This is a genomic window from Pseudofrankia coriaricola, from assembly GCF_001854805.1.
In the GTDB taxonomy this organism is placed as follows: domain Bacteria; phylum Actinomycetota; class Actinomycetes; order Frankiales; family Frankiaceae; genus Pseudofrankia.
In genome coordinates this window covers 1-20,529 of the sequence record NZ_MBLO01000191.1, presented here as the reverse complement: position 1 = coordinate 20,529, position 20,529 = coordinate 1, and the positions used below count along the sequence as shown (strand labels likewise).

Sequence of the window (20,529 nt, the reverse complement as noted above, 5' to 3'; positions counted from 1 at the left end):
ATGCCGGCGTGCCCGCCGCGGCGGGTCTCAGCTCGAAGCGGTGCTCAGGACGCGCCGGCGAAGTCGACGTTCTTGGTCTCGACGGTGCCGGCCGTGCGGCCCGGGGCTGTCTGGTAGGTCCAGTACAGGTTGGTGTGGGCGATGACCGCCTCCGGCGGCGGGGCGCCCCACGCCGTGGTGTCCTCGGTGGTGTGGGCGTCGCTGACCAGCGTCGCGTCGTAGCCCCGGGCGAGCGCGCCGTGCAGCGTCGAGCGGATGCACTGGTCGGTCTGCGCACCGACCACGACGAGCCGCCCGACACGCAGCCCGGCCAGCACGCCCGCCAGGCCCGTGTCCTCGAAGGAGTCGCCGTAGCGCTTCTCGATGCGCCGCTCCTCGTCGCCCGGGAGCAGCTCGGGGACGATCCGCCAGCCGTCGCTCTCCGGCACGAGGTGCTCGTCGGTCTGCTGCACCCAGATGACCGGCACCTGGTCCCGCCGCGCCTTCTCGACCAGGTAGGCCACGTTCGCGATGACCGCGTCCCGTTGGTACGCGCTGTTGACGACCGCGTTCTGCACGTCCACCACGAGCAGCGCGGTGTTCGGCCGGTCCGGAAGTGTGGTCACTGCCCGCCTCCTCGCGTGGATCTCCAGCAGTGGCCACCGTAGACCGAGCCACCGACAGGTTCGACCGATTTGTCATGGATCGGACCAATGTCGGAAGGGCCCCGCGCCTGCCAGCGAGCTGCATCGAGGGCGTGCCGACGTCGGCGGTGAAGACCGCGGCGGCGGCGGCGAGCCGGTCGATCGTGGCGGCGATGTACTGCGGGTGCAGCGGGGCGCCGTCGCGGCCGGGGCGGGCCAAACTGTCCGGCCGGGCCCGGCCCGGCGGTAGTGCGCGGTCATCCGGTCGAGACGCCCGGAGTCGCTCTTGGGGGTGATCAGCGGCAGCAGGGCGTCGATCGTGTCCTTGACTGTGCCGACCAGCGGCACCCGCGCCGGTACCCGGCGGCCAATCTGCTCGCGCCGTCGCGGCGCAACGCGTCGGTGAACCCGTTCAGCGAGTCGCCCGGGATTCCGTAGACCCGTCGCACCCCGGACGCCTTCAGCGTCGCCACCATCACGTCGGCCACCGTGCCAGCCATCGGCCGCTTCAATCATCATCACTCTATGCGTCCGATGGCGTACAACTGGTTATGTCAGGGTACGACATCCGTGGCGGCCGGTCCCGCGGTGCCCCTTGCCCGCACAGGCTCAGGGCCGGCGGGAGGGACTGGACGGGGTATGGGCGACGGTGGGATGACAACAGCCAGTCCGCGGGCGGGTCAGGCGGCTCGCCGGTTCGCCGTCGGACTCGCCGGCTTCACGGTCGCCGTGGTGATCTGCGCACTGGTGCTGCCCTCCCACGAGGCGCTGACCGCCATCCGCGCGGCCAACGCCGCGGCCACGATGGTCGGCACCGTCATCTGCGCGTGGACGGCGAGCCGGCATCACGGGGTCGAGCGATGGTGGCGCGCCCTGGTGGGCGTGATGCTCCTGTTCGGCGCGGTGATAGCCGTCCCGTTCCTGCTCCGCGTGGCGGAACAGGGAAACGCGATTCCCGAGTTCGACGCCACCGTCCTGGTGTTCCTCGTGCCCTTTGCGTGCGGGCTGGCCGGGCTGATGCTCTATCCGTCCCAGCCGTACGACGTCACCATCCGAGGCCCGACCGGACACCATGACCGCCGCTGGCTCCTGGTGATCGTCCTGGACAGCCTCATCGTGACCGGAGCGCTCGCCCTCCTGGCCTGGATCATCATCCTCGACAGTCTCGTGCGCCCCGGGACCAGGTCCTCGGAGGAGCTGTATTCCTTCGGGCTCACGACGGTCGGGGTGGTGCAGATAGTCGCCGTGGTCCTCGTCCTCGCCTTCCGCCGGCTCCGGCGCCCGGGCGGCCTCATCCTGCTCGGCCTCGGGCAGTTCGCGTGCATCTTCCCGTTGTTCGTGCAGATCTTCACCGAGGTCCGCGGGCTGACGGACTACCTGCGCCTGTTCGATCTCGGCTATGTGGTGGGGCCGCCGCTGATCGCGCTGGCCACCCTGCTGCCGACGGCATCAGCCTCCGCACCGGCATCGGCGCCGTCCGTACTACCGGCGGACGCCGATCTGCCCGAGGCACCGCTCCGCCGCCCACGGCGCCGCTGGTGGCAGGCCGCGCTGCCCTACGTGCCGCTGGTGGCGGCCGGCGGAGCCGCCCTGGCCGCGGTCGCCGGGCAACGGGGGCTGACCGTGGAGATGTGCGGGCTGCTCGCGCTGCTGACCCTCACCCTTGCCCGCCAGATGGTCACCCTCGCGGACAACCTCCGGCTGGTGGACCGGGTCGAGGAGGACCAGGTCGCCCTGCGCCACCTGGCGTTCCACGACCCGCTGACCGGGCTGGCCAACCGTGCGCTGTTCACTGACCGGCTCGCGCACGCCCTGAGCCGGCAGGCCCGGGCCCCTGGCCGGCTGGCCGTGCTCTTCTGCGATCTCGACGGTTTCAAGCGCGTCAACGACACCCTCGGGCACGCCGCGGGCGACGAGCTGCTGCGGCTGACGGCCCGCCGGCTGCGGGCCGCCGTGCGCGCCTCCGACACCGTCGCCCGGCTCGGCGGCGACGAGTTCGCGGTGCTGCTGGAGGCCGCCGACCCGGCGGAGGTGGCGCGGCGGCTCACGGACGCCGTCAGGGAGCCGTTCCTGCTCGCCGGCGCCTACTACGTCGTCCGGGCCAGCACCGGGCTGGCCGTGGTCGAACCCGCCGCCGGGCCGGTCAACGCCGAGACGCTCCTCCATCACGCCGACCTGGCGATGTACACGGCCAAGGCCCAGGGTGACGGTGGGCTTGTCCTGTACAGCCCGCGGCTCGCCGGGCCGGACACCCTGGCCGCGCTGCACGCGGCGCTGGGGGCGGCGATCCGCGGCGATCCGGCCGGCGGACGCCTCGTGGTCGACTACCGGCCCGTCGTCGAGCTCGTCGGCAGGACCTCGGTCGCACACGAGGCCCGGCTGACCTGGCACCATCCCACCCTCGGCACGGTGCCCGTCGACCGGATGCTGACCGCCGCGACCGCCGCCGGCCTCGCGCCCGCCCTCGACGAGCTGCTGTTCCAGGCGGCCTGCGCGCACGCCGCCAGCCACCCCGACGCGGCGGGCGGGCCGCTGCCGGTCCACATCCCCCTCTCCGCGGCCCGGCTGGCCGGCCAGGACATCACCCGGCAGATCCTTGCCGCCGTCGACGCCACCGGAGTACGGCCGCAGACGCTGGTGCTCAAGCTCGCGGGCACCTCCCGAGCACCCGACCTGCACACCACGGCGCGCGCGCTCAGGCGCCTGCACGACCTCGGGGTGCGGATCTCGCTGGCGGAGGTGGGCACGACCGACACCATCCCCGACGCGCTGCGCATCCTCCCCATCGACATGGTCGTCCTGCACGAGTCGCTCATCGCGGCACTCAGCGGGACGCTGTACGACCCGGCCACGGCCGCGCTCTCCCACGCCTACCTGACCGCCGCGCTCCGGCTCGGGCTGACCACCATCGCCGACGGTGTCGCCGACGAGTGCACCGCCGCCTGCGCCCACGACATCGGCTGCCGCCAGGCGTCCGGCCGGCTCTTCGGGGACTGGCATCCCGAACGGCCCGGCGTCCCGGCCGAGACCCGCCCCCGCGGTCAGCCACAGCCCGAGGGGCCGTAGCACCGCGAGCCGGCCGCCTGCCCGACCTCCTGGCGGGCACTGGCGCGCATCCGCCGCCCGAATGCCTGACCTTGACAGCGGAATCACGACCCTCGCTGTACGCCCGAGGTATATACGCGAGGTATACGCTCAGAGTATGGTGCTCGCATGAGCGTTCCACTGACCCTCCTCGGCCTGCTCGAACGCGAGCCCAGCCACGGCTACGACCTCAAGCGCGACTACGACACCTTCTTCAACCGCGGCAAGCCCCTGCCGTTCGGGCAGGTCTACGCCACGCTCGGCCGGCTCGCGCGGGACGGCAAGATCATGATCGGCGACGTGGAACCGGGCGTCGGGCCGGACCGGAAGCGCTACGTCATCACCGAGCTCGGCGTGACCGAGGTCGACGCGTGGCTGACCGAACCGGTGGAGCCGGAGCCCAACCTGCAGACGGTGCTTTTCAGCAAGGTCGTGCTGGCGCTGATGCTGGGCCGCCCCGCCGAGGAGTACCTCGACACGCAGCGCGCCGCGCACCTGCGGCGGATGAAGGAGCTCACCGCGGTCAAGCGCGGCGGCAACCTCGTCGACGTCCTGCTGGCCGACCACGGGCTGTTCCACCTGGAGGCCGACCTGCACTGGATCGACACGACGGTCGTCCGGCTGGACGCGCTGCGTACCGTGGTGACGGCATGACGGCCAGTGGGGGCGTGACGGCGATCGAGGCGCGCGACGTCGTCCTGTCGTTCGGCGAGACCCCGGCGCTGCGCGGCGCGAGCCTCGCCGTGGACGAGGGCGAGATCGTCGCCATCATGGGCCCGAGCGGCTCCGGCAAGTCCACGCTGCTGCACTGCCTGGCCGGGATCCTCATCCCTAGCGCCGGCGAGGTCCACTTCGAGGGCGGCCGCGTCGACCGGCTGGGTGAGATCGAGCGCAGCGTCCTTCGCCGGGACCGGTTCGGGTTCGTCTTCCAGTTCGGGCAGCTCGTGCCGGAGCTGACCGCCCAGGAGAACGTCGCGCTGCCTCTGCTGCTCGGCGGTGTCCGACGGGGGGCCGCCATGTCCGCGGCCCTGCCCTGGTTCGAGCGGCTGGGCCTTGCCGGGCTGGAACGGCGCCGGTCGGGTGAGCTGTCCGGCGGCCAGGCGCAGCGGGTGGCGCTCGCCCGCGGCCTCGTCGCCCGGCCGAGCGTCCTGTTCGCCGACGAGCCGACCGGAGCGCTCGACTCCATCACCGGCGAGCAGGTGATGAACCTCCTCGTCGACTCCGCCCAGGAGCAGCGCACGACCGTCGTCCTCGTCACCCACGAGGCCCGCGTCGCGGCGTACGCCGACCGGCAGGTCATCGTGCGCGACGGCAAGGTGAACGCGCTGGTGCACTCATGATCCGGTTCGCGGTGCGGCTGTCCCTGGCCGGCGGCCGGGAGGCCGTCACCCGGCTCGTCATCATCGCCGGCGCGGTGGCGCTCGGCGTCGCGCTGCTGCTCGCCCCCGTGGCGGGCGTGAACGCGGTGGGCGCGCAGAACCAGCGGTACGCCTGGCTCAACACCGCCGTCGCCCCGGCCGCCCCGGGCCAGGACGCGATGCTGTGGCTGGTCCGCGGCGACTACTACCACGGCCGGTCGATCGGCCGGGTCGAGGTCGCCGCGCTGGGAGCGGACGCGCCGGTACCGCCGGGCATCCCGCGCCTGCCCGGTCCCGGCGAGTACTACGTCTCCCCCGCGCTCGGCGAGCTGCTGCGCACCACACCCGCCGCGCAGCTCGGCGACCGCTTCCCCGGCCACGAGATCGGCACCATCGGCGGCTCGGCACTGCCCTCGCCCGACTCGCTGCTCATCGTCCTCGGCCGCGCCCGCGCCGACCTGGAGAGGCTGGGCGCCACGCGGGTCACGCAGATCATGACCACCACGCCGAGCGCCTGCCACGACTGCTACGTGGGGTTCAACGCCAACGCCATGGCGGTCACCCTCTCCGTCGTGGCCGCGTCGCTGCTCTTCCCTGTCCTCATCTTCATCGGCACCGCGACCCGGCTGGCCGCCACCCGCCGCGAGCAGCGGTTCGCGGCGATGCGGCTGGTCGGCGCCACGCCGCGGCAGATCTCGCTGCTGTCCGCGGTGGAGTCGACGCTCGCGGCCGCGGCCGGCACCGCCGTCGGGTTCGCCCTGTTCTTCGCGGCCCGGCCGGGACTGGCCGGGATAGCGTTCACCGGCGAGCGGTTCTTCCGCGCCGACCTGTCACTCACGGCGCTGGACGTGCTGGTGGTCGCGCTCGGCGTCCCGGCCGGCGCCGTCGTGGCGGCCGGGCTGGCGCTGCGCCGGGTGCGGATCTCGCCGCTGGGCGTGAGCCGGCGGGTCACGCCCCGCCCGCCGCGGGCCTGGCGGGTGCTCCCGCTCGCCACCGGGCTCGCGGAGCTGGCCTACTTCATCGGCCGCCGGCCCGACACGACCAGCGGCCAGCTCGCCGCGTACTTCACCGGCTTCGTGCTGATCCTGAGCGGGCTGGTGCTGGCCGGGCCATGGCTCACCATGCTGGCCGCCCGTGTGCTGGCCGGGCGGGCGAGCCGACCGGCCGCCCTCATCGCCGGGCGGCGCCTCGCCGACGACCCGCGGGCCGGCTTCCGGTCGGTCAGCGGGCTGATCGTGGCCCTGTTCGTGACCAGCGTGGCGACCGGGGCCATCACGACGTTCGTCGCCAACCGGGGCGCGCCCCGCACCGACTCCGTGGCGGCGACGACCCTGCACAAGATCTTCTGGCCCGAGGACGGCCCGGTGCCGACGGCGGGCCAGATCCCGGCAGGGCTCGGGGCGATCCCCGGCGTCCGCGCTGTCACGGTGGTCCACCGCGACACCGACCCGCTCAAGGGACGCCCAGTGATTACGTGCGCCGAGCTGGACCGCCTGGCCGTGTATGGCCACTGCCCGGCCGGCGCACAGGTCGCCACCGTCGCGCCCGGCCTCGTCGGCGTGGCCGGCACAGAGATCGAGGCGGCCGATGTCGTGCCCGCCGAGGTCGCGCGGATGCCCGTCATGTCCGTGGTGGTCGACACCACCGACCGGGCGGCCTTCGAGCGCGCCAGGACCATGCTGGAGAACGCGTTCCCCCAGGGGCAGCTGCCGGCGAGCGAGGGTGAGTGGGAGGCCGACAACGCCCGGCTGCTGGTCAGGTTCCAGCAGCTGGCCAACGTGGTCATCCTGTGCAGCCTGCCGATCGCGGGCTGCAGCCTGGCGGTCAGTGTGGCCGGCGGGCTCAGCGACCGGAGACGGCCGTTCAGCCTGCTGCGGCTGACCGGGGTACAGCTCGCGACGCTGCGCCGGGTGGTCGCGATCGAGAGCGTGGTACCACTGCTGGTCACCGCCGCCGTGGCGATCGGCATGGGGTTCGTCGCCGCGCAGCTGTTCCTGCGCGCGCAGCTCGACTACACGCTGGTCGCACCCGGCCCCGCGTACTACACGGTCGTCGCCGGTGGGCTGGCACTCTCGCTGGCGGTCATCGCGTCGACACTGCCGCTGCTGCGGCGGATCACCGGCCCGGAGACCGCGCGCAACGACTAACCGAACGAGGCGCGGCCCGGTTGTCCGGTCCGATGGCCACCCGGTCTGGTCGGGTGGCCATCATGGTGCCCGTGGCGGACGGTGGAGCGGCGGCGGCCGTGGAGTTGGAGATGACGAGCGAGCAGGTCGGCCGCTGGAAGACGGTCGTCGGCACGGTCGCCGGGATGGTCCCGCCGGGCGCCGTTCGGGTCCTCGTCCACGGAGCCGACGGCGAAGGCCTGCCCGCCGTGTTCGCGGACCGGCTGGCGGCCCACCTGCGCGCGGACGGGCATCCCTGCCGCCGGCTGGCGGACGCGTCGGCGACGGACGCGGGCGCGTCGGAGGCGGACGGCGACGCGACGCTCGACGAGGGTGCCGCCGACCTGGCGGTGCTGGCGGACGGCCCTCGCTGGCGCGCCGCGCCGCCAGGCGGCGAGTGGGATGTCGTCGTCTGGTTGCGAACCCGCTCAGCGGGCCGCGACGACCGCGACGACGAGCGCGGCCCGGACGTCGTCGTCGACGTGGACGACCCGGCGTGGCCGGTGATCAGGCACGTCGCGTCCCGGCTGGCCGGCGACGGGAGCTGGCATGTCAGCGAGAGCCAGGCGTTTTTCGCCGTGCGCGCGGCCACCTGGGACACGAAGTTCGGCGACGACCTGCCGGCCTACGCCGCCGCCGTCCGCGAGATCGGGCTGCGCGCCGGCGCGGTGGTGCTCGACGCGGGCTGCGGGACCGGGCGGGCCCTGCCCGCGCTGCGTGACGCGGTCGGGCCGGCCGGCACAGTGATCGGCCTGGACGTGACCTCGCAGATGCTCGTCACCACCCGCCAGCGTGGTCGCGCCACCCACGCGGCGCTGGTCCTCGCCGACGCCCGCCGGCTGCCCATCGCGGCCGGCGCCGTCGACGCGGTCTTCGCCGCCGGCCTCGTGCACCATCTGCCGGACATGTCCGCGGGGCTCGCCGAGCTCGCTCGGGTCAGCCGCCCCGGCGGAACGCTGGCGATCTTCCACCCCTCCGGCCGCACCGCACTGGCGGCCCGCCACGGCCGAGCGCTGCGCCCGGACGAGCCGCTGGCCGCCAGCCGCCTCGAGCCGCTGCTCGCCGCCACCGGCTGGCGCCTGGACAGCTACGACGACCCAGCACACCGGTTCCTCGCCCTCGCCACCCGTCAGGAACGCTGGCATGGGGCTCAGGCACAGGTGACAGGTCGGTGAGCGCTGACGAGCCGGCGGGGGTCCGTCTCGAGCGGGTCGAGGCCGAGGTGACGCTGCCGTTGCGGCAGCGGGTGCTGCGGCCGCACCAGGCGGTTCATGACGTGGTGTTCCCGGGTGACGACGAGCCGGACAGCGCCCATGTGGTCGCAGTACTGGCGGACGGGACCGTCGTCGGGACCGTGTCGGTGATGCGGGAGGAGGCGCCGTGGGGGGCGGCCGGTTGGCGGCTGCGGGGCATGGCGACCGACGAGGCGATGCGCGGCCTCGGGATCGGGTCCCGGCTGCTCGCGGCCGCGGTCGACCACGTCCGCGGCCACGGCGGCGGGCTGCTGTGGTGCAACGCCCGCGTGCGCGCCGTCCCCTTCTACGAGCGGGGAGGGCTGCGCACGCGGGGTGAGCCGTGGGAGGAGCCACGGATCGGCCCGCACGTCGTCATGTGGCGGGACGTCTGACCTCCCCGAGGGCGGTCCGGATGCTAGCGCCGGCGGCGACGCGGGCGGCGGTCAGGGTGAGCAGGACGACGACGGTGGCGACCAGCGGCGCGATCCACAGCTGGCCGTCCGGGACGACACCCTCGTCACGGGCGACCGAGAAGGGGATCACGGTCGCGAGGGAGGCCAGGGCACCGAGCACCAGGCCGACGGCCGTGACGACGGCGCCCTCCGCGACCACGGAGCTCCTGACCTGTGTCGGGGTCGCGCCCATGAGCCAGAGGCGGCGCAGCTCGGCGCGGCGGTCGGCGACGCCCGCGGCGAACGCGTTCACGACCATGATGGCCGCGAACAGGGAGACCATGCCCACGACGACGTTGTTCAACAGGTTGATGGTGTCGGAGTCCTCGGTTCCGCCGGGCAGGGTGCGGGTGTCGATGCTGACCAGCATGAGCGTCCCGATCGCCGCCGACGTCAGCACGATCACCGGGGCGAGCACGGCCGCGAGCCGGTGCGCCCGCCGCCGGGCGTTGTACGCCGCGAGGTAGCCGGCGCCCCGGCCGCCGAGGCCCGTGACCAGCCCCGCGAGCGGGGCCGACAGCCAGCGCAGCAGCAGCGGCGCGAGCAGCGCCAGGCCGAGGCCGACCAGGATGGAGCAGCTCCCACTCGTCTGCATCGCCGCGTACGGGTCGTCGGAGTTCGCCGTCACGCTGATCGTCACGATGCCCCCGCCGATGCCGTAGGCGATCAGCAGCAGCGCCGCCACCACCCGGTACCAGCGCATCCGGCCCGTCTCCGCGTCGCTGTCGCGCAGCGTCACGCCGGCGGGCGCGCGGGTCGACCGCCGGGCCGCGACGGCCGCTGCCGCCACGCTGGTGAGCACGACCAGACCCGCGGCGGCGCCGAGGGACGCGGGCCCGGCCGCGTACCCCACGGAGGCGGAGACGAGGTGGCCGCGCAGCAGGTCCAGCAGCAGCCAGCCGGTGGCGGCGGCGAGCACGGCGCCGGCGAGCGCGCCGCAGACCGCGACGGCCAGCGCCTCCCGGCGGATCAGCCGGCGGGCCTGGCGCGGGGTCGCGCCGAGGGTGCGCAGCAACCCGATCTCGCCGGTTCGGCGCGCCGCGGTGAGACCGACCGTCGAGGCGACCGAGAAGAGCACGATCAGGGTGCCCCAGCACCCGGCCGCCGGTCGGCTGGTCGATCCCGGCGGCGCAGGACAGGAAGGTGGACTTGCCGGAGCCGGAGGGGCCCATCACGGCCGTGAAGGTGCCGCGGGGGAAGGCGAGGTCGACGCCGTCGAGGGCGTGCACGGTTCCCGCGCCCGCGCCGAAGATCCGGGTCAGGCCCTGTGCCTCCAGCGCGAAGGCGACTGGCGGGGCTGTCATGAGGTCGCTCCAGGTGAGTGGCCGTTCGTGGCAGGTAGCGACACTCACGCTAGGAACGGGTCCGCCCGCACACGAGGGGCCTGAACCGCCACTGTGGGTGGGCCTAGCCCCACCGTCCGCACGGGCAGCCAAGGCGCTGTCGACGTGCGGCCGCAGGTCCGCATCCGCACCTGGCGAAGGCCGCCGACGGCGACACGTCAGACAAGATCGGCTACGACGGTTTGACGCACGTGAGGGCGTCCGGCCCCGGTGGGCAGAGGCGGGTGCGGCCGGTCGGCCAGACCCGCCAGGTCGTCACTGAATGAATTCAGTTGATTGCGGTAGGCTACCACTGGGATGTAGTGATGTCCGGACTCCGCGGCGTCGTCGACGCCGCAGACAGGCTGTGGCGTCCGGCCAGTTTGGGCCGCGCGCCATGGTTGTTGCGGTATGCCCTCATCGCCTCCGTAGCGCTCCTCGGGCTCGATGTCGCCCTCGCGGCGCTGCTGGAGCTGCACCCCGCCCGCGCCGCCACGACCCTCGTCAACGCCACCATCCAGCTCGCCGCCGCGATCGCCTGCTTCTGGTCCGCCCGGCGGGTACACGGCGCGGAGCGCCGCTGGCGGGTGCTCATCGCCATCACCTCCACGGGCGCGATGTTGGCGAGCCTGTCGGTGACGCCGGCGCTCCTGGCCGGCCACATGCCCCACCAGGGCGGCATCTCCGCCGGGTACGCCGCCTTCCTCATCTTCTACGTCCTGGCTCTGGCCGGTCTGCTGTGCGTGCCCACCGACCGGGTCGGTGAGCACGGCGGCGGTCCGGGCCGGCGGCGGCACAGCGCCTACCGCTGGTACACGATCACCCTGCTGGACTGCCTGCTGATCGTCGGCTCGATCATCCTGCTGCAGTGGGGGATGACGCTCGCCTCGCTCGTCCAGGCAGGCCACCACACCGAGACGTTCGAGCTCGCCATGATCCACCAGGTAGCCGGCCTGGTCCTCGCCACCGCGGTTGTGCTGATCGCCACCTTCCGCCGGCCGCGCGCCCCGGCGGTACTGGCCCTGCTCGGCACCGGCCTGCTGGCCTACGCCGTGACCACCAATCTCATGCCCTACATAGCGGCGGTGCATGGGCTAGAGCTGCCGCCCTGGGGCATGATCGGGTTCGCCCTCGCCTATTTGCTGATCTTCATCGCCGCACTCGCCCCCGTTCCGCGCCCTACGCACCCGGACGACCCCGCTCCACCCGGCCCGCGGGCGATGTGGGCACACGCCGTGCTGCCCTACGCGGCGCTCGTGGCCGCGGGCCTCCTGGTCGTCGACAAGCGGGTAGCCGGCGTCCGGCTCGACCTGTTCGAGACCTACGGCATGATCGCGCTGGTGGTGGTGGCCCTGATCCGACAGATGGTCACCGTCGCCGAGAACACCCGGCTGCTCACCGAGACCCGGGAACAGCAGCAGCAACTGCGCCACCAGGCATTCCACGACCCCCTGACCGGCCTGGCGAACCGGGCGCTGTTCACCCGACGTCTACAGCGGGTCCTCGCCTGCGTCCCCGATGGCGACGTCTCCAGGATCACCGCCGACTACGCCCCCGACACACGAGTGTCCCTCCTGTTCCTGGACCTCGACGGCTTCAAGCGGGTGAACGACACGTTCGGCCATGCCGCCGGCGACGAGCTCCTCAAGATCATCGCCGACCGGCTGCTGACGGAGACCCGCGCGGTCGACACCGCCGCCCGCCTCGGCGGCGACGAGTTCGCCGTCATCCTCGACGGCGGCGGCCCCGACGACCCCCGCCACGTCGGCGAGCGGCTCGCCCTCGCCATCCAGGCGCCCTGCCTGCTGGTCGGACAGCGCTACACCCCTAGCGCCAGCCTGGGCATGGTCACCCTCGACAGCGCCGCCACCCGACCCGCCACCCCCGACATCCTGCTCCACCAAGCCGACCTCGCCATGTACACAGCCAAGCGGGAACGAGCCGGCAGACTCGTCGTCTACCACCCCGCCCTCGCCGCAAGCACTGGTTGAGACCCGTGGACAGGCTGGGGAGGGCACACCTTCCCAGTGATCGAGATCGAGGTCGCCGTCCGGCCAACGTTGGCGCACCGGTCGCGAAGGCAGGCCCGTGCTCATGGCGACCCCGGTCAGGGCACCCGCACCGCCAGCCAGACAGCCCCTCGCTGGGACGTCGACGTCCTTCAACAGCCAAAGATCATCCCGCCGGCCGGACCGCCATCCCGCCGAACGAGACCGTCGCCCGCGCCGCCGCGCTCGCCACCCTGGCCGCCGGCGACCCCGCCGGCGGGCAAGCGCACCCAGAGAAGCAACGCCCTAGAGGGCCAAAGGAGGTGCGAAAATGCTCCTCCTTCGCACCTCCGGAGGCTCCGTCCCCAGAAGCACTAATGAGTGTTCACATATCGCAACCGGCGCATATCTCCCAGATGACCACGACCTGCAATTAAAGGGCTGCGATATGCTACTTCGAGGGTGGAGAGATGTCGGGAGCACGCGGCGCCGCACCAAGTCCGCGGCGTCCAGCCGGTCAGGGTCGCGCGCCGCGGGTTCTTCGGTATGCGGTCGCGGCATCGGCGGCCATCACCGGTTTGCTCGTGACTTTCGCGGTACTCCTCGACCGGCAGGCAGCAGGGGCCGCCATCAACGCCACGTCGGGAGCCGTCCTGATCGCCACGGCCGCCGCGTGCTTCTGGACCGCCCGCCGTACCCGCGGCGCCGAGCGGCGTTGGCGGCTTCTCATCGGTCTCACCGCGGCCGGTGGGGTTGGCATCAGCGTCGGAACGACGCAGGCGATGGCGGCCGGCGGCTCCGCGATAGGCCGTTATTCTCCGGCGCAGGCGGTCTTTCTCGTCCTCTATGCGGTGGCGCTGGCGGGCCTGCTGTCACTGCCCACGGACCCCATGGAGAACAAGGCCGAAAGCACCCGGTCGGCGCGGAGTGGCGGCTATCGCTGGTACGTCGTAACTTTGCTGGACTGCGTGCTGATCGTCGGCTCGATCGCCCTGATCGAGTGGGCCACGGTGATCGGCGCGATCGTCAAGGCGGGGACGCCCGACCTCACGCAGCTACTGGTGGTCGCGGGCACCCCGGCTGGAAGTCTGATCCTGACCACGGCGGTCGCGCTCGTCGCATGCTTCCGCCGGCCCCACTCTCCGACGACGCTGGCGCTGCTCGGCACAGGACTGCTGATCTTCGCCGTCAGCGGCAACGTCTTCGTCTACCTCGCCGCCCGCGAAATCTACAACCCTCCGGCGGCGGCCTACATAGGATTCACCATCGCCGATCTGCTGCTGTTTCTCTCGGCGCTGGTACCAGTCCGGGAAGCAACGCCAGACCATGAGCTGACACCGCCGCCCGGCCCGCGGGCCATGTGGGCCCATGTCGTACTACCGTATGCGGCGCTCGCCATCGCGGGCCTACTGGTCGGTGTCAAACTGCTCGCTGGCGGGCCGCTGGACGGGTTCGAGGCCTACGGTACGGTAGGGCTGCTGCTAGTGGCACTGGTCCGGCAGATGCTCACGCTAGCCGAGAACACCGAGCTCCTCGCCGAGATCCAGAAACGCGAAAGACGGCTCCGTTACCAGGCGTACCACGATCCGCTGACAGGGTTGGCGAACCGGGCCCTGTTCGCGCGACGGCTACAGCGAGCACTCGGCCATAAGGTCAATGGCACCAGATCCCCCATCGCGCCGGTGTCCGTCATTTTCCTGGATCTTGACAGGTTCAAGCAGGTCAACGACGCCTTCGGGCACGCCGCCGGGGATGAGCTACTCAAGATCAGTGCGGATCGGCTGCGGGCGGGAACCCGCGCGGCGGACACGGTCGCTCGCCTCGGCGGCGACGAGTTCGGCGTCATCTTGGACGGCGACGAACCGGACGTCAGAAGTACGGGTGAACGACTGGCGGAAGCCGTCCGAGAGCCATGCCTGCTAGCGGGTCAGCCGTACCTCCCACGAGCCAGCGTCGGCCTGGTCATCCTCGACTCCTCCGCCCAGCCGACCACTCCCGACCTTCTCCTTCACCAAGCCGACGAGGCAATGTACGCGGCCAAACGGGAGGGCACGGGCGGGTTGGTCATCTACCGTCCCGAGTCGTCCACCATCACCGACAAGCACGACCGCGGCGCATCGAGCGAGTGACCACCTGAGGAGACGCCCGTCGACGCCACGTGACGGGCCAGTGTCGCGTGGCGTCGCGAGGCGACCGCCGCTGGTCGCCGGACACTCGCCCGCGCGGGTCAGCCTGACTGGCCGCCCGGCGGCTGGCCGCCCGGCTGACCGCCGGGTACGCCGGATGTCTGGCCGTTGCCCGCGGTGGTCGTGGTGTCGACGCCGACGGCGAGGGAGACCGTGTAGCCGCTGGTGACGCTTCCGGTCACGGTGGGGAGCTGGCGGACGGCGCCGTCGTCCCCGAAGACGTTGTCGCTGGCGAGGCTGACCTTGGAGAGGTTCGCTACGGACGCTTCATAGCCCGACTGCGCGTAGACCTTGTCGCAGATGTCCTTGGGCAGCGCGACCTGGGACGTGGCGATGGCCTTGGTGGCGTCGGTGATGCTGGCCTGGTCGGGGTAGACCTCGAAGTGGATGTGTGGCCATCGTCCGCTGTAGCACGCCGGGAAGATGCTGGTGAATCGCACTTTGCCGGCCGTGTCGGCGACCTGGACGCCGCGCAGGTAGTTCTGCTCGGTGACACCCTGCGAGTACATCGAGTAACGACCTTCCCGGTCGCAGTGCCACACATAGACGGCTACGCCGGTGAATGCGCCACCACCGCCGGCGAGATCGGTGATTGCCAGTTCCAACGTCATGGGAACACCGCCGGCGGTGCCGGTCGCCGTCCCGAAGCTGGACCGGATGTCGCTGCGCACGACGCCGCTCTGCTCGAGCACGTCAGGACCGTTGGAACCGTCGCCGGGGTACGGACCGGCCGTCTCCTGCGGGATCTCCCCGGACGCGCCGCTCGTTGACGTGGACGCGGTCGAAGCGGACGCCGTGGAGCCGGATGTCGCGCCCGCCGACGTGGCGGAGCCGGACCCACACGCCGCCAGGCCCGCCGTCGCCGCGCCCAGCCCCACCAGGGTCAGGATCCGCCGCCGGCTCAGCACGGTGCCGATGTCGAAGGCGAGTCCCTGATCGACGAGGTCCTCCGCCGGCCGGGCGAGTGGACGTCCCTCATAGGACGAGATCCTGCCGGGACGCTGGTGCTTCGCCACGTGCGTTCTCCTCTGACGATCGGATGGTTGCGCGCTTCACAGCATCAGGGGGACATCTTTGGCCCCGCTGTGCGCCTGCTGTGAGCAGCCTGTGGAACCTCCGACCCAGGCCGGCAGGGCCTGGGCGCCAGGGCGCCCCGCCCCGCTCGACGCCGAACCACAGCTCGTGCCTGCGCGAGACGAACCTCCAGGCGCCGGCCACGCGCCGGTACCTGTCCTGGTAGAGGATGGTCTGCTCGGCGGTACCTGCCCGACCAGACATATCTGGAATGTGACGCACATTCGTCCTTGCCGGGCGCAACGGCGAGGCGGAGGATCTCGTGCGTCGCGGACGTCGGCTCGGCCGAACCAGGCGAGGACCTTCAGGTGGCCGGGCCGCGAGCAGTGCGCGCCGGATCGGGCCCCACAGGACCCGGCTGGTTCGGAGGGGGCGGGTGACCGGCCGCGGTCCGACCGGCGATCGATTTTCGGGACAGGGGCAGTTCGATGCTCTGGCGCTACATCAAGGCACTGCTGATCGTCCTGATGTCGGGCGGCCTGGTGGGGCCGATCTTCCTGTTCGTGTACTTCCTGAACGACTCGGAGACTCGTTCTCTGCTCTCGTGGATGCTCGTCGTCGGCCTGCTGATCACCGTGGTCGACCTGGCGATCGCCGTGTTCATCACCCGCGCCGGCGGGGGCATGCAAGCCGCCATGCTGCTGGCTCGGGTGGACACCAGAGGCGGCGTACCGGTGGACGCCAGAGGCGCCGCGTCGACCGCCGCGCTCGAGCGTGACGGCGTGCTGGTGCTCGCCCAGATCACCGGCATGGCCGAGACTGGCATCAGTATCAACGACCATCCGACGGTCGCGATCCGCCTGCGGGTCGAGGGGCCGGGCTTCGCGTTCGACACCCAGGACCAGGTGATCGCCAAGGTGACCCGCATGGCCACCCTCAACGCGCGCAAGGTCGTCGTCCTCGTCGACCCGGCCACCCAGGCCATCGCCATCGACTGGGACCGTAGCGCGCTCGTCAACGGCCAGGTAGCTGCGCGGTTCACCCTCGCCGAGGACGACACGACCTACGACCTGACCGGGCAGGCCGGCCCGCTGCTGGAGATCCTCCGGATCCTCAAGGCCCACGGCGTCCCGTTCGACCGGATGGTCGACGCCCGCTCGAACCCGGCCCTGCGCGACCAGCTGCGCGCCGTCGTGCGCCAGGCCGCGGCGACCCAGGCCACGCAGCCCGAGGCCGCGGCGACCCAGGCCCGGCCGACCGCCGCCGATGCCGCGTCGACGCTGCTGACCAAACCCAAGCGGTCCGCGGTGGAGCGCATGGACGAACTCGACGCGCTACGCGCCGCGGGCGTCATCACCGATACCGAGTACGCGGCCAAGCGCGACCAGATCATCGCCGAGATCTGACGCCACTTCAGACCAGTCCGGCCGGCGCCGTCGCCACGCCGCGAGCCCGATCGACTGAACCGTACTCAGATCCGATTCGGTCGGTTGCGCGGCGAGTACGAGGGATAACCGGACGGCTGTCAGGCGAGGGCAGTCCGGCCGCGGCAATGGGCGGGAGTTTCTCGGGCGTCGCCGGTAAGGGCGGGTGGGATGGAGGACGACCGGTTCGAGTCGGTGGTTCCGTCGACCGCGTGGTCGCCGGCGTCACCGACCGCGAGGACGACCTGTGCCTCCTCGCCCTCGGGACCCGCTGACCCGCGGCTGCCACCCCCGCCTATGAGGAGTGGTGGGCGGCGCCGGCGAAGGTGGTCAGTTCGCGCGGTATGTCGGGGCCGGTCGGCGTGTAGACGATTTCGCGGAAGCCGAAGCCGGCGAGGCGCGCGAGCCCGCGTCGGATGCGCTCTGGGTCGCCGACGAAGGTGCGGGTGTCGATGTGTTCGAGCAGCGCACGGTCGCGCTCGGGCAGGTGGGTGACGTGCCCTTCGAAGGTCAGCAGGTGGCGTTCGCCGTCGGGGGCGAGTGCCTCGAGGGCCTCGCGCCAGGCCCGGCCGCCGGGTAGCGCGTCGACGGCCTCGGCGCCGCCCTGGGCGTAGGCGTTGTGCCAGTCGAGGACGCGCCACGGTCCGACCGCCTCCAGGACCCGGTCGGAGGCGGGGTCCTCGCCTGGGTCCAGCACCGTGCCCGACATGATCGTCGCGGTGGGGAGGGTGGGGTGCGGTGGGCCGACGACACCGTCGGCGACCTCGGTGGCGAGCGCGGCGCCCTTCGGGCCGAAGACGCTGAGCCAGATCGGTACGTCGAGCGGCCGGGTGCCGGTGAGGCCCGGCCCGTGCAGCATGCGGACCGGCTTGCCGTCCGCGGCCGCGGTCTTGCCGGCCAACAGCTGGCGAAGGGCGGTCACGTAGTCGGCGAGGGCGTCCAGCTTCATGGGGCGCTGGCCGGCGGCGATCCGGGAGGTGAAGCCGGTGCCGAAGCAGGCGCGGAACCGCCCGTCGGAGATGCGGGCGATCGCGGCGACGGCGGTGGCCATGGCCATCACCGACCGCTCGGCGGGGACGAGGACCGCGGTGCCCAGGCCGATGCGGGTGGTCCGCGCCGCGGCGAGCGCGAGGTGGACGAACGGGTCCTCCCACAGCGGCGCCGAGTCGTAGATCCACACTCTGCGGTAGCCGAGCTGTTCGGCCAGCACGGCCAGGTCGGCGAAGTCCGGCCCCGGCGGCAGCCCGCAGGACACCTCAAGGGACACCTCTGGATCAACCATGTCGATGCTCATCTCCAACGGATCCGGCGTACCCGGATTACTCGGCCGGCTCTGCCCTCGCCGGCATATGTCCGTCCTACGGCGCGGCCCGCCGAGACCATGTCCAGCATTCCGGCACCGCCCGGCGCCGCCTCCACCAGACGTTCGCCGCCGCCACGCAGCTGGTAGATCACCACCTACGTGTCGGCCGTAGCCGCACATCCGGCCGGACCGCGACCACGACCACGACCACGACGACCGTCCGCGGCGGTCATGAATGACCGTGGGCGGGGACGGGCTCGACTGCCGCGACGTCAGGCGATCGTGAGGTCCGAGACCCGGTCCTCGGCGAACGCGACGCGGGTCTTGGCGCGGTCGAACAGGACCTTCTCGTCCGCGATGACGGCGGCGACCAGGCCGGCATGCTGCCGCGCGTCGCGCTGCTCGTCGGTGAACGCCGCCATGTCGTCGTACCAGATCTCCGTGATGACGTCGTACTCCGGTTCCACGGGCTCCCCGCCAAGGACGACGTTCCCCGCGGGGTGGAGGAAGTGCCGCTCGTAGTGTTTGGCCCGGGTGGCGAGTTTCTCGACGAGCGGGACGTGGACGCTCTCGTAGTGCTCGATGAACTCGGCCAGGGAAAGCCCGGGCTTCCGTTTCAACAGCATGATCACCTTCAGCATGGAGCTCCTCCCTTCGGCTGGGCTGGGCCGCCGGTCGGCGAGCCCGGTGGCGAGGCGGTCAGCCACCGCGCGGAACGACGGCGGTGGTGACGGCGGGTGCGACGGCAACGGCGACGGCGACTGGGACTGGGACTGGGACAGTCGCCGCAACGGGCGGGACGGTGGCGGCAGGTGTGGCGAGGGCGTGTAGTCCGGCGCGGATCCGGTCGAGCGACATGCCGCGGGCGGTGTACAGGTAGTCGACGGCGTCGGCGCGCACCGCGGTGTACAGGATGTGGGCGAGGTAGTCGGCGTCCTCGCCGGGGCGGGCGGCGGCGAGCCGCCGGGTGAGCTCGGCGATCCAGTGCCGGCTGGCGGGGTTCGCGTAGAACACGTTCGGCCCGCTTTGTTCGAGCGCCCGGATGAGGGACCGGTTGGCCCAGACGAAGTCGAGCAGGCCGTCGAGGTAGGCGTGCAGCGCCTCGGCCGGCTCGCCGCCGGGCCCGAGTGGCGGCGGCCCCTGCTCTTGGCGCAGCAACGCGGCGGCACGGCGGGTCAGGACGGCCTCAATCAGGGAGCCCCGGTCGCTGAACCGGCGGAAGAGGGTGCCTTTCCCGACCCCGGCGGCCTCGGCGATCTCGTTCATCGACACCGTCTCGACGTCCGCGCGGTCGAACAGCTCGGCCGCCGCCGTCAGGATGGCCTCGCGGTTGCGGGCAGCGTCCGCGCGCTCCGGCCCGACCTTCACCAGCCTGCGCCTCCTGCCTCACCTCGGACCCTCGCACCAAGCGGACCGCCGGTCCACACCGTAGCACCGGAGCGGACCGTCCGTCCGGAGGCTGGCGGCGCCCACGGCCCCGGCGGGCCGGGGCGACGCCACGGCCCCGGAGAGCTGTCGCTGGTGCGGTGGCCGACTTGCGCACGGGGCCAGGCCTGGCCCCGTATGGGCGCTCTTCGTCTGGTGCCGACACAGAAGCCGACCGGGCAGCCACCATCGGTGGGCGCGGCCACGATGTCGGTTGCGGGTTCCATGGCTTCCGGTCCGAGCCAGGGCGGTGATGTGGTGCCGTACAGGGCCATGGCGGCTTGTGGAAGGTATCCGTCTTCATCGAGTGCCCGGTACCATGCCGGCCGGTTTCCATGCGCATAGAAGAATATCGAAGACAGTTTCTTGGTAAGCCTTCTTTCTAGGCCGCTCGGTGTTTATCTTCGGGGTGCGCCAGGGCTGAGACGGAAGGCCCAATGATTGGGCCATGCTGCCTGGCTGGCGGTTTGTGCCATTCCGCTTTCCTGGCTAGGATGAACGCATGTTCGAAATGCGTGGCGACGGTCCCGACGACGGCGCTGTGCCGTTGTCCCAGAACTCGTCAACCGCGGACACCACTGCGGCTGTCACGACCGTCACGGCACGGCCAGATCGGGTCTCGCGACGCACTGACGGCCGGCGAGCTGGACCAGACCCGGCTACGCGCGCTGCACGCGCTGACCGGTGTCCTGTCCGATGGGCAACGCGCGACAGTGGAGGCACAGATGCTCGCCGGCAGCCAGCTGAGCTCACCCACCCAGTGGCGACGCAAAATCCACCGCATGATCAGCCGGCTCGACCCCGACGCCGCCGCCCGGCGCCGCGACGAAGCGAAAGCGAAACGGGACGTGTCCCTCGAGCCGGCCGAGGACGGCATGGCGCTGCTGTCGGCGACCCTGCCCGCCGAGGACGCACGGGCAATCTTCGACCTGATCGACCGGATCGCCAGA

The 20,529-nt window shown here is 72.1% G+C and carries 17 protein-coding genes; 10 read left to right on the top strand and 7 right to left on the bottom strand.

All coding sequences use genetic code 11. The features are described from left to right. Positions 1 to 44 precede the first annotated feature (44 nt). Together BCD48_RS21675 and BCD48_RS47040 are read right to left on the bottom strand one after the other, a co-directional pair. Positions 45 to 605, bottom strand: a complete 561-nt coding sequence (locus BCD48_RS21675; protein ID WP_071050227.1) for an isochorismatase family protein — start codon at positions 603 to 605, stop codon at positions 45 to 47. A gap of 314 nt (positions 606 to 919) precedes the next feature. Then, entirely contained in the window at positions 920 to 1,123 is a 204-nt protein-coding gene (locus tag BCD48_RS47040) for a thiamine pyrophosphate-binding protein (RefSeq protein WP_083419006.1), read from the bottom strand. Between the two features lie 154 nt (positions 1,124 to 1,277). Here BCD48_RS47040 and BCD48_RS21670 point away from each other — a divergent pair, with 154 nt between their 5' ends. The 6 genes from BCD48_RS21670 to BCD48_RS21645 all read left to right on the top strand — a co-directional run bounded on the left by BCD48_RS21670 (position 1,278) and on the right by BCD48_RS21645 (position 8,857). After that, entirely contained in the window at positions 1,278 to 3,689 is a 2,412-nt protein-coding gene (locus BCD48_RS21670) for a diguanylate cyclase domain-containing protein (RefSeq protein WP_131804078.1), read from the top strand. A 147-nt stretch (positions 3,690 to 3,836) separates the two neighbouring features. Next, positions 3,837 to 4,361 (top strand): PadR family transcriptional regulator, encoded by a 525-nt coding sequence (locus BCD48_RS21665; RefSeq protein ID WP_071050225.1) that lies wholly within the window; start codon positions 3,837 to 3,839, stop codon positions 4,359 to 4,361. Next, positions 4,358 to 5,047 (top strand): ABC transporter ATP-binding protein, encoded by a 690-nt coding sequence (locus tag BCD48_RS21660; protein ID WP_071050224.1) that lies wholly within the window; start codon positions 4,358 to 4,360, stop codon positions 5,045 to 5,047. The genes BCD48_RS21665 and BCD48_RS21660 overlap by 4 nt, the downstream gene beginning before the upstream one ends. Further along, positions 5,044 to 7,212: an FtsX-like permease family protein gene (locus BCD48_RS21655; RefSeq protein WP_071050223.1), complete on the top strand. Its 2,169-nt coding sequence runs from the start codon at positions 5,044 to 5,046 to the stop codon at positions 7,210 to 7,212. The genes BCD48_RS21660 and BCD48_RS21655 overlap by 4 nt, the downstream gene beginning before the upstream one ends. A 62-nt stretch (positions 7,213 to 7,274) precedes the next feature. Further along, positions 7,275 to 8,405: a class I SAM-dependent methyltransferase gene (locus BCD48_RS52410; protein WP_198543339.1), complete on the top strand. Its 1,131-nt coding sequence runs from the start codon at positions 7,275 to 7,277 to the stop codon at positions 8,403 to 8,405. Then, positions 8,402 to 8,857: a GNAT family N-acetyltransferase gene (locus tag BCD48_RS21645; protein ID WP_071050222.1), complete on the top strand. Its 456-nt coding sequence runs from the start codon at positions 8,402 to 8,404 to the stop codon at positions 8,855 to 8,857. Before BCD48_RS52410 ends, BCD48_RS21645 begins: the two co-directional genes overlap by 4 nt. Here BCD48_RS21645 and BCD48_RS21640 read toward each other — a convergent pair. After that, positions 8,838 to 9,995, bottom strand: coding sequence for an FtsX-like permease family protein (locus BCD48_RS21640; RefSeq protein WP_071050221.1), 1,158 nt, complete (start codon positions 9,993 to 9,995; stop codon positions 8,838 to 8,840). The genes BCD48_RS21645 and BCD48_RS21640 overlap by 20 nt on opposite strands. Before the next feature lie 570 nt (positions 9,996 to 10,565). On the opposite strand from BCD48_RS21640, the gene BCD48_RS21635 reads away from it, so the two are divergent. Both BCD48_RS21635 and BCD48_RS21630 read left to right on the top strand, forming a co-directional pair. Next, the gene (locus BCD48_RS21635) at positions 10,566 to 12,230 is read left to right on the top strand and encodes a GGDEF domain-containing protein (protein WP_071050220.1); all 1,665 of its coding nucleotides are present in this window, start codon (positions 10,566 to 10,568) and stop codon (positions 12,228 to 12,230) included. 581 nt (positions 12,231 to 12,811) lie between these two features. Next, on the top strand, positions 12,812 to 14,356 hold the full coding sequence (locus BCD48_RS21630; protein ID WP_349308040.1) for a diguanylate cyclase domain-containing protein: 1,545 nt from the start codon (positions 12,812 to 12,814) through the stop codon (positions 14,354 to 14,356). Positions 14,357 to 14,454: 98 nt separating this feature from the next. Here the strand turns inward: BCD48_RS21630 and BCD48_RS21625 are convergent, their stop codons facing one another. Further along, positions 14,455 to 15,429 (bottom strand): intradiol ring-cleavage dioxygenase, encoded by a 975-nt coding sequence (locus BCD48_RS21625; protein WP_071050218.1) that lies wholly within the window; start codon positions 15,427 to 15,429, stop codon positions 14,455 to 14,457. A 486-nt stretch (positions 15,430 to 15,915) separates the two neighbouring features. Here BCD48_RS21625 and BCD48_RS21620 point away from each other — a divergent pair, with 486 nt between their 5' ends. Further along, entirely contained in the window at positions 15,916 to 16,833 is a 918-nt protein-coding gene (locus BCD48_RS21620; protein ID WP_071050217.1) for an SHOCT domain-containing protein, read from the top strand. A 313-nt stretch (positions 16,834 to 17,146) separates the two neighbouring features. On the opposite strand, the gene BCD48_RS21615 is transcribed toward BCD48_RS21620, so the two are convergent. The 3 genes from BCD48_RS21615 to BCD48_RS21605 all read right to left on the bottom strand — a co-directional run bounded on the left by BCD48_RS21615 (position 17,147) and on the right by BCD48_RS21605 (position 19,522). Next, positions 17,147 to 18,133, bottom strand: coding sequence for an LLM class flavin-dependent oxidoreductase (locus BCD48_RS21615; RefSeq protein WP_083419015.1), 987 nt, complete (start codon positions 18,131 to 18,133; stop codon positions 17,147 to 17,149). A gap of 293 nt (positions 18,134 to 18,426) precedes the next feature. Further along, positions 18,427 to 18,795, bottom strand: coding sequence for an EthD domain-containing protein (locus BCD48_RS21610; protein ID WP_071050216.1), 369 nt, complete (start codon positions 18,793 to 18,795; stop codon positions 18,427 to 18,429). 58 nt (positions 18,796 to 18,853) lie between these two features. Further along, complete coding sequence (locus BCD48_RS21605) at positions 18,854 to 19,522, bottom strand: TetR/AcrR family transcriptional regulator (protein WP_071050215.1); 669 nt, start codon at positions 19,520 to 19,522, stop codon at positions 18,854 to 18,856. 494 nt (positions 19,523 to 20,016) lie between these two features. Between BCD48_RS21605 and BCD48_RS55830 the strand changes: the two genes are divergently transcribed. Beyond that, the coding region (locus BCD48_RS55830) for a DUF222 domain-containing protein (protein ID WP_116271617.1) at positions 20,017 to 20,529 on the top strand (513 nt) is incomplete at its 3' end.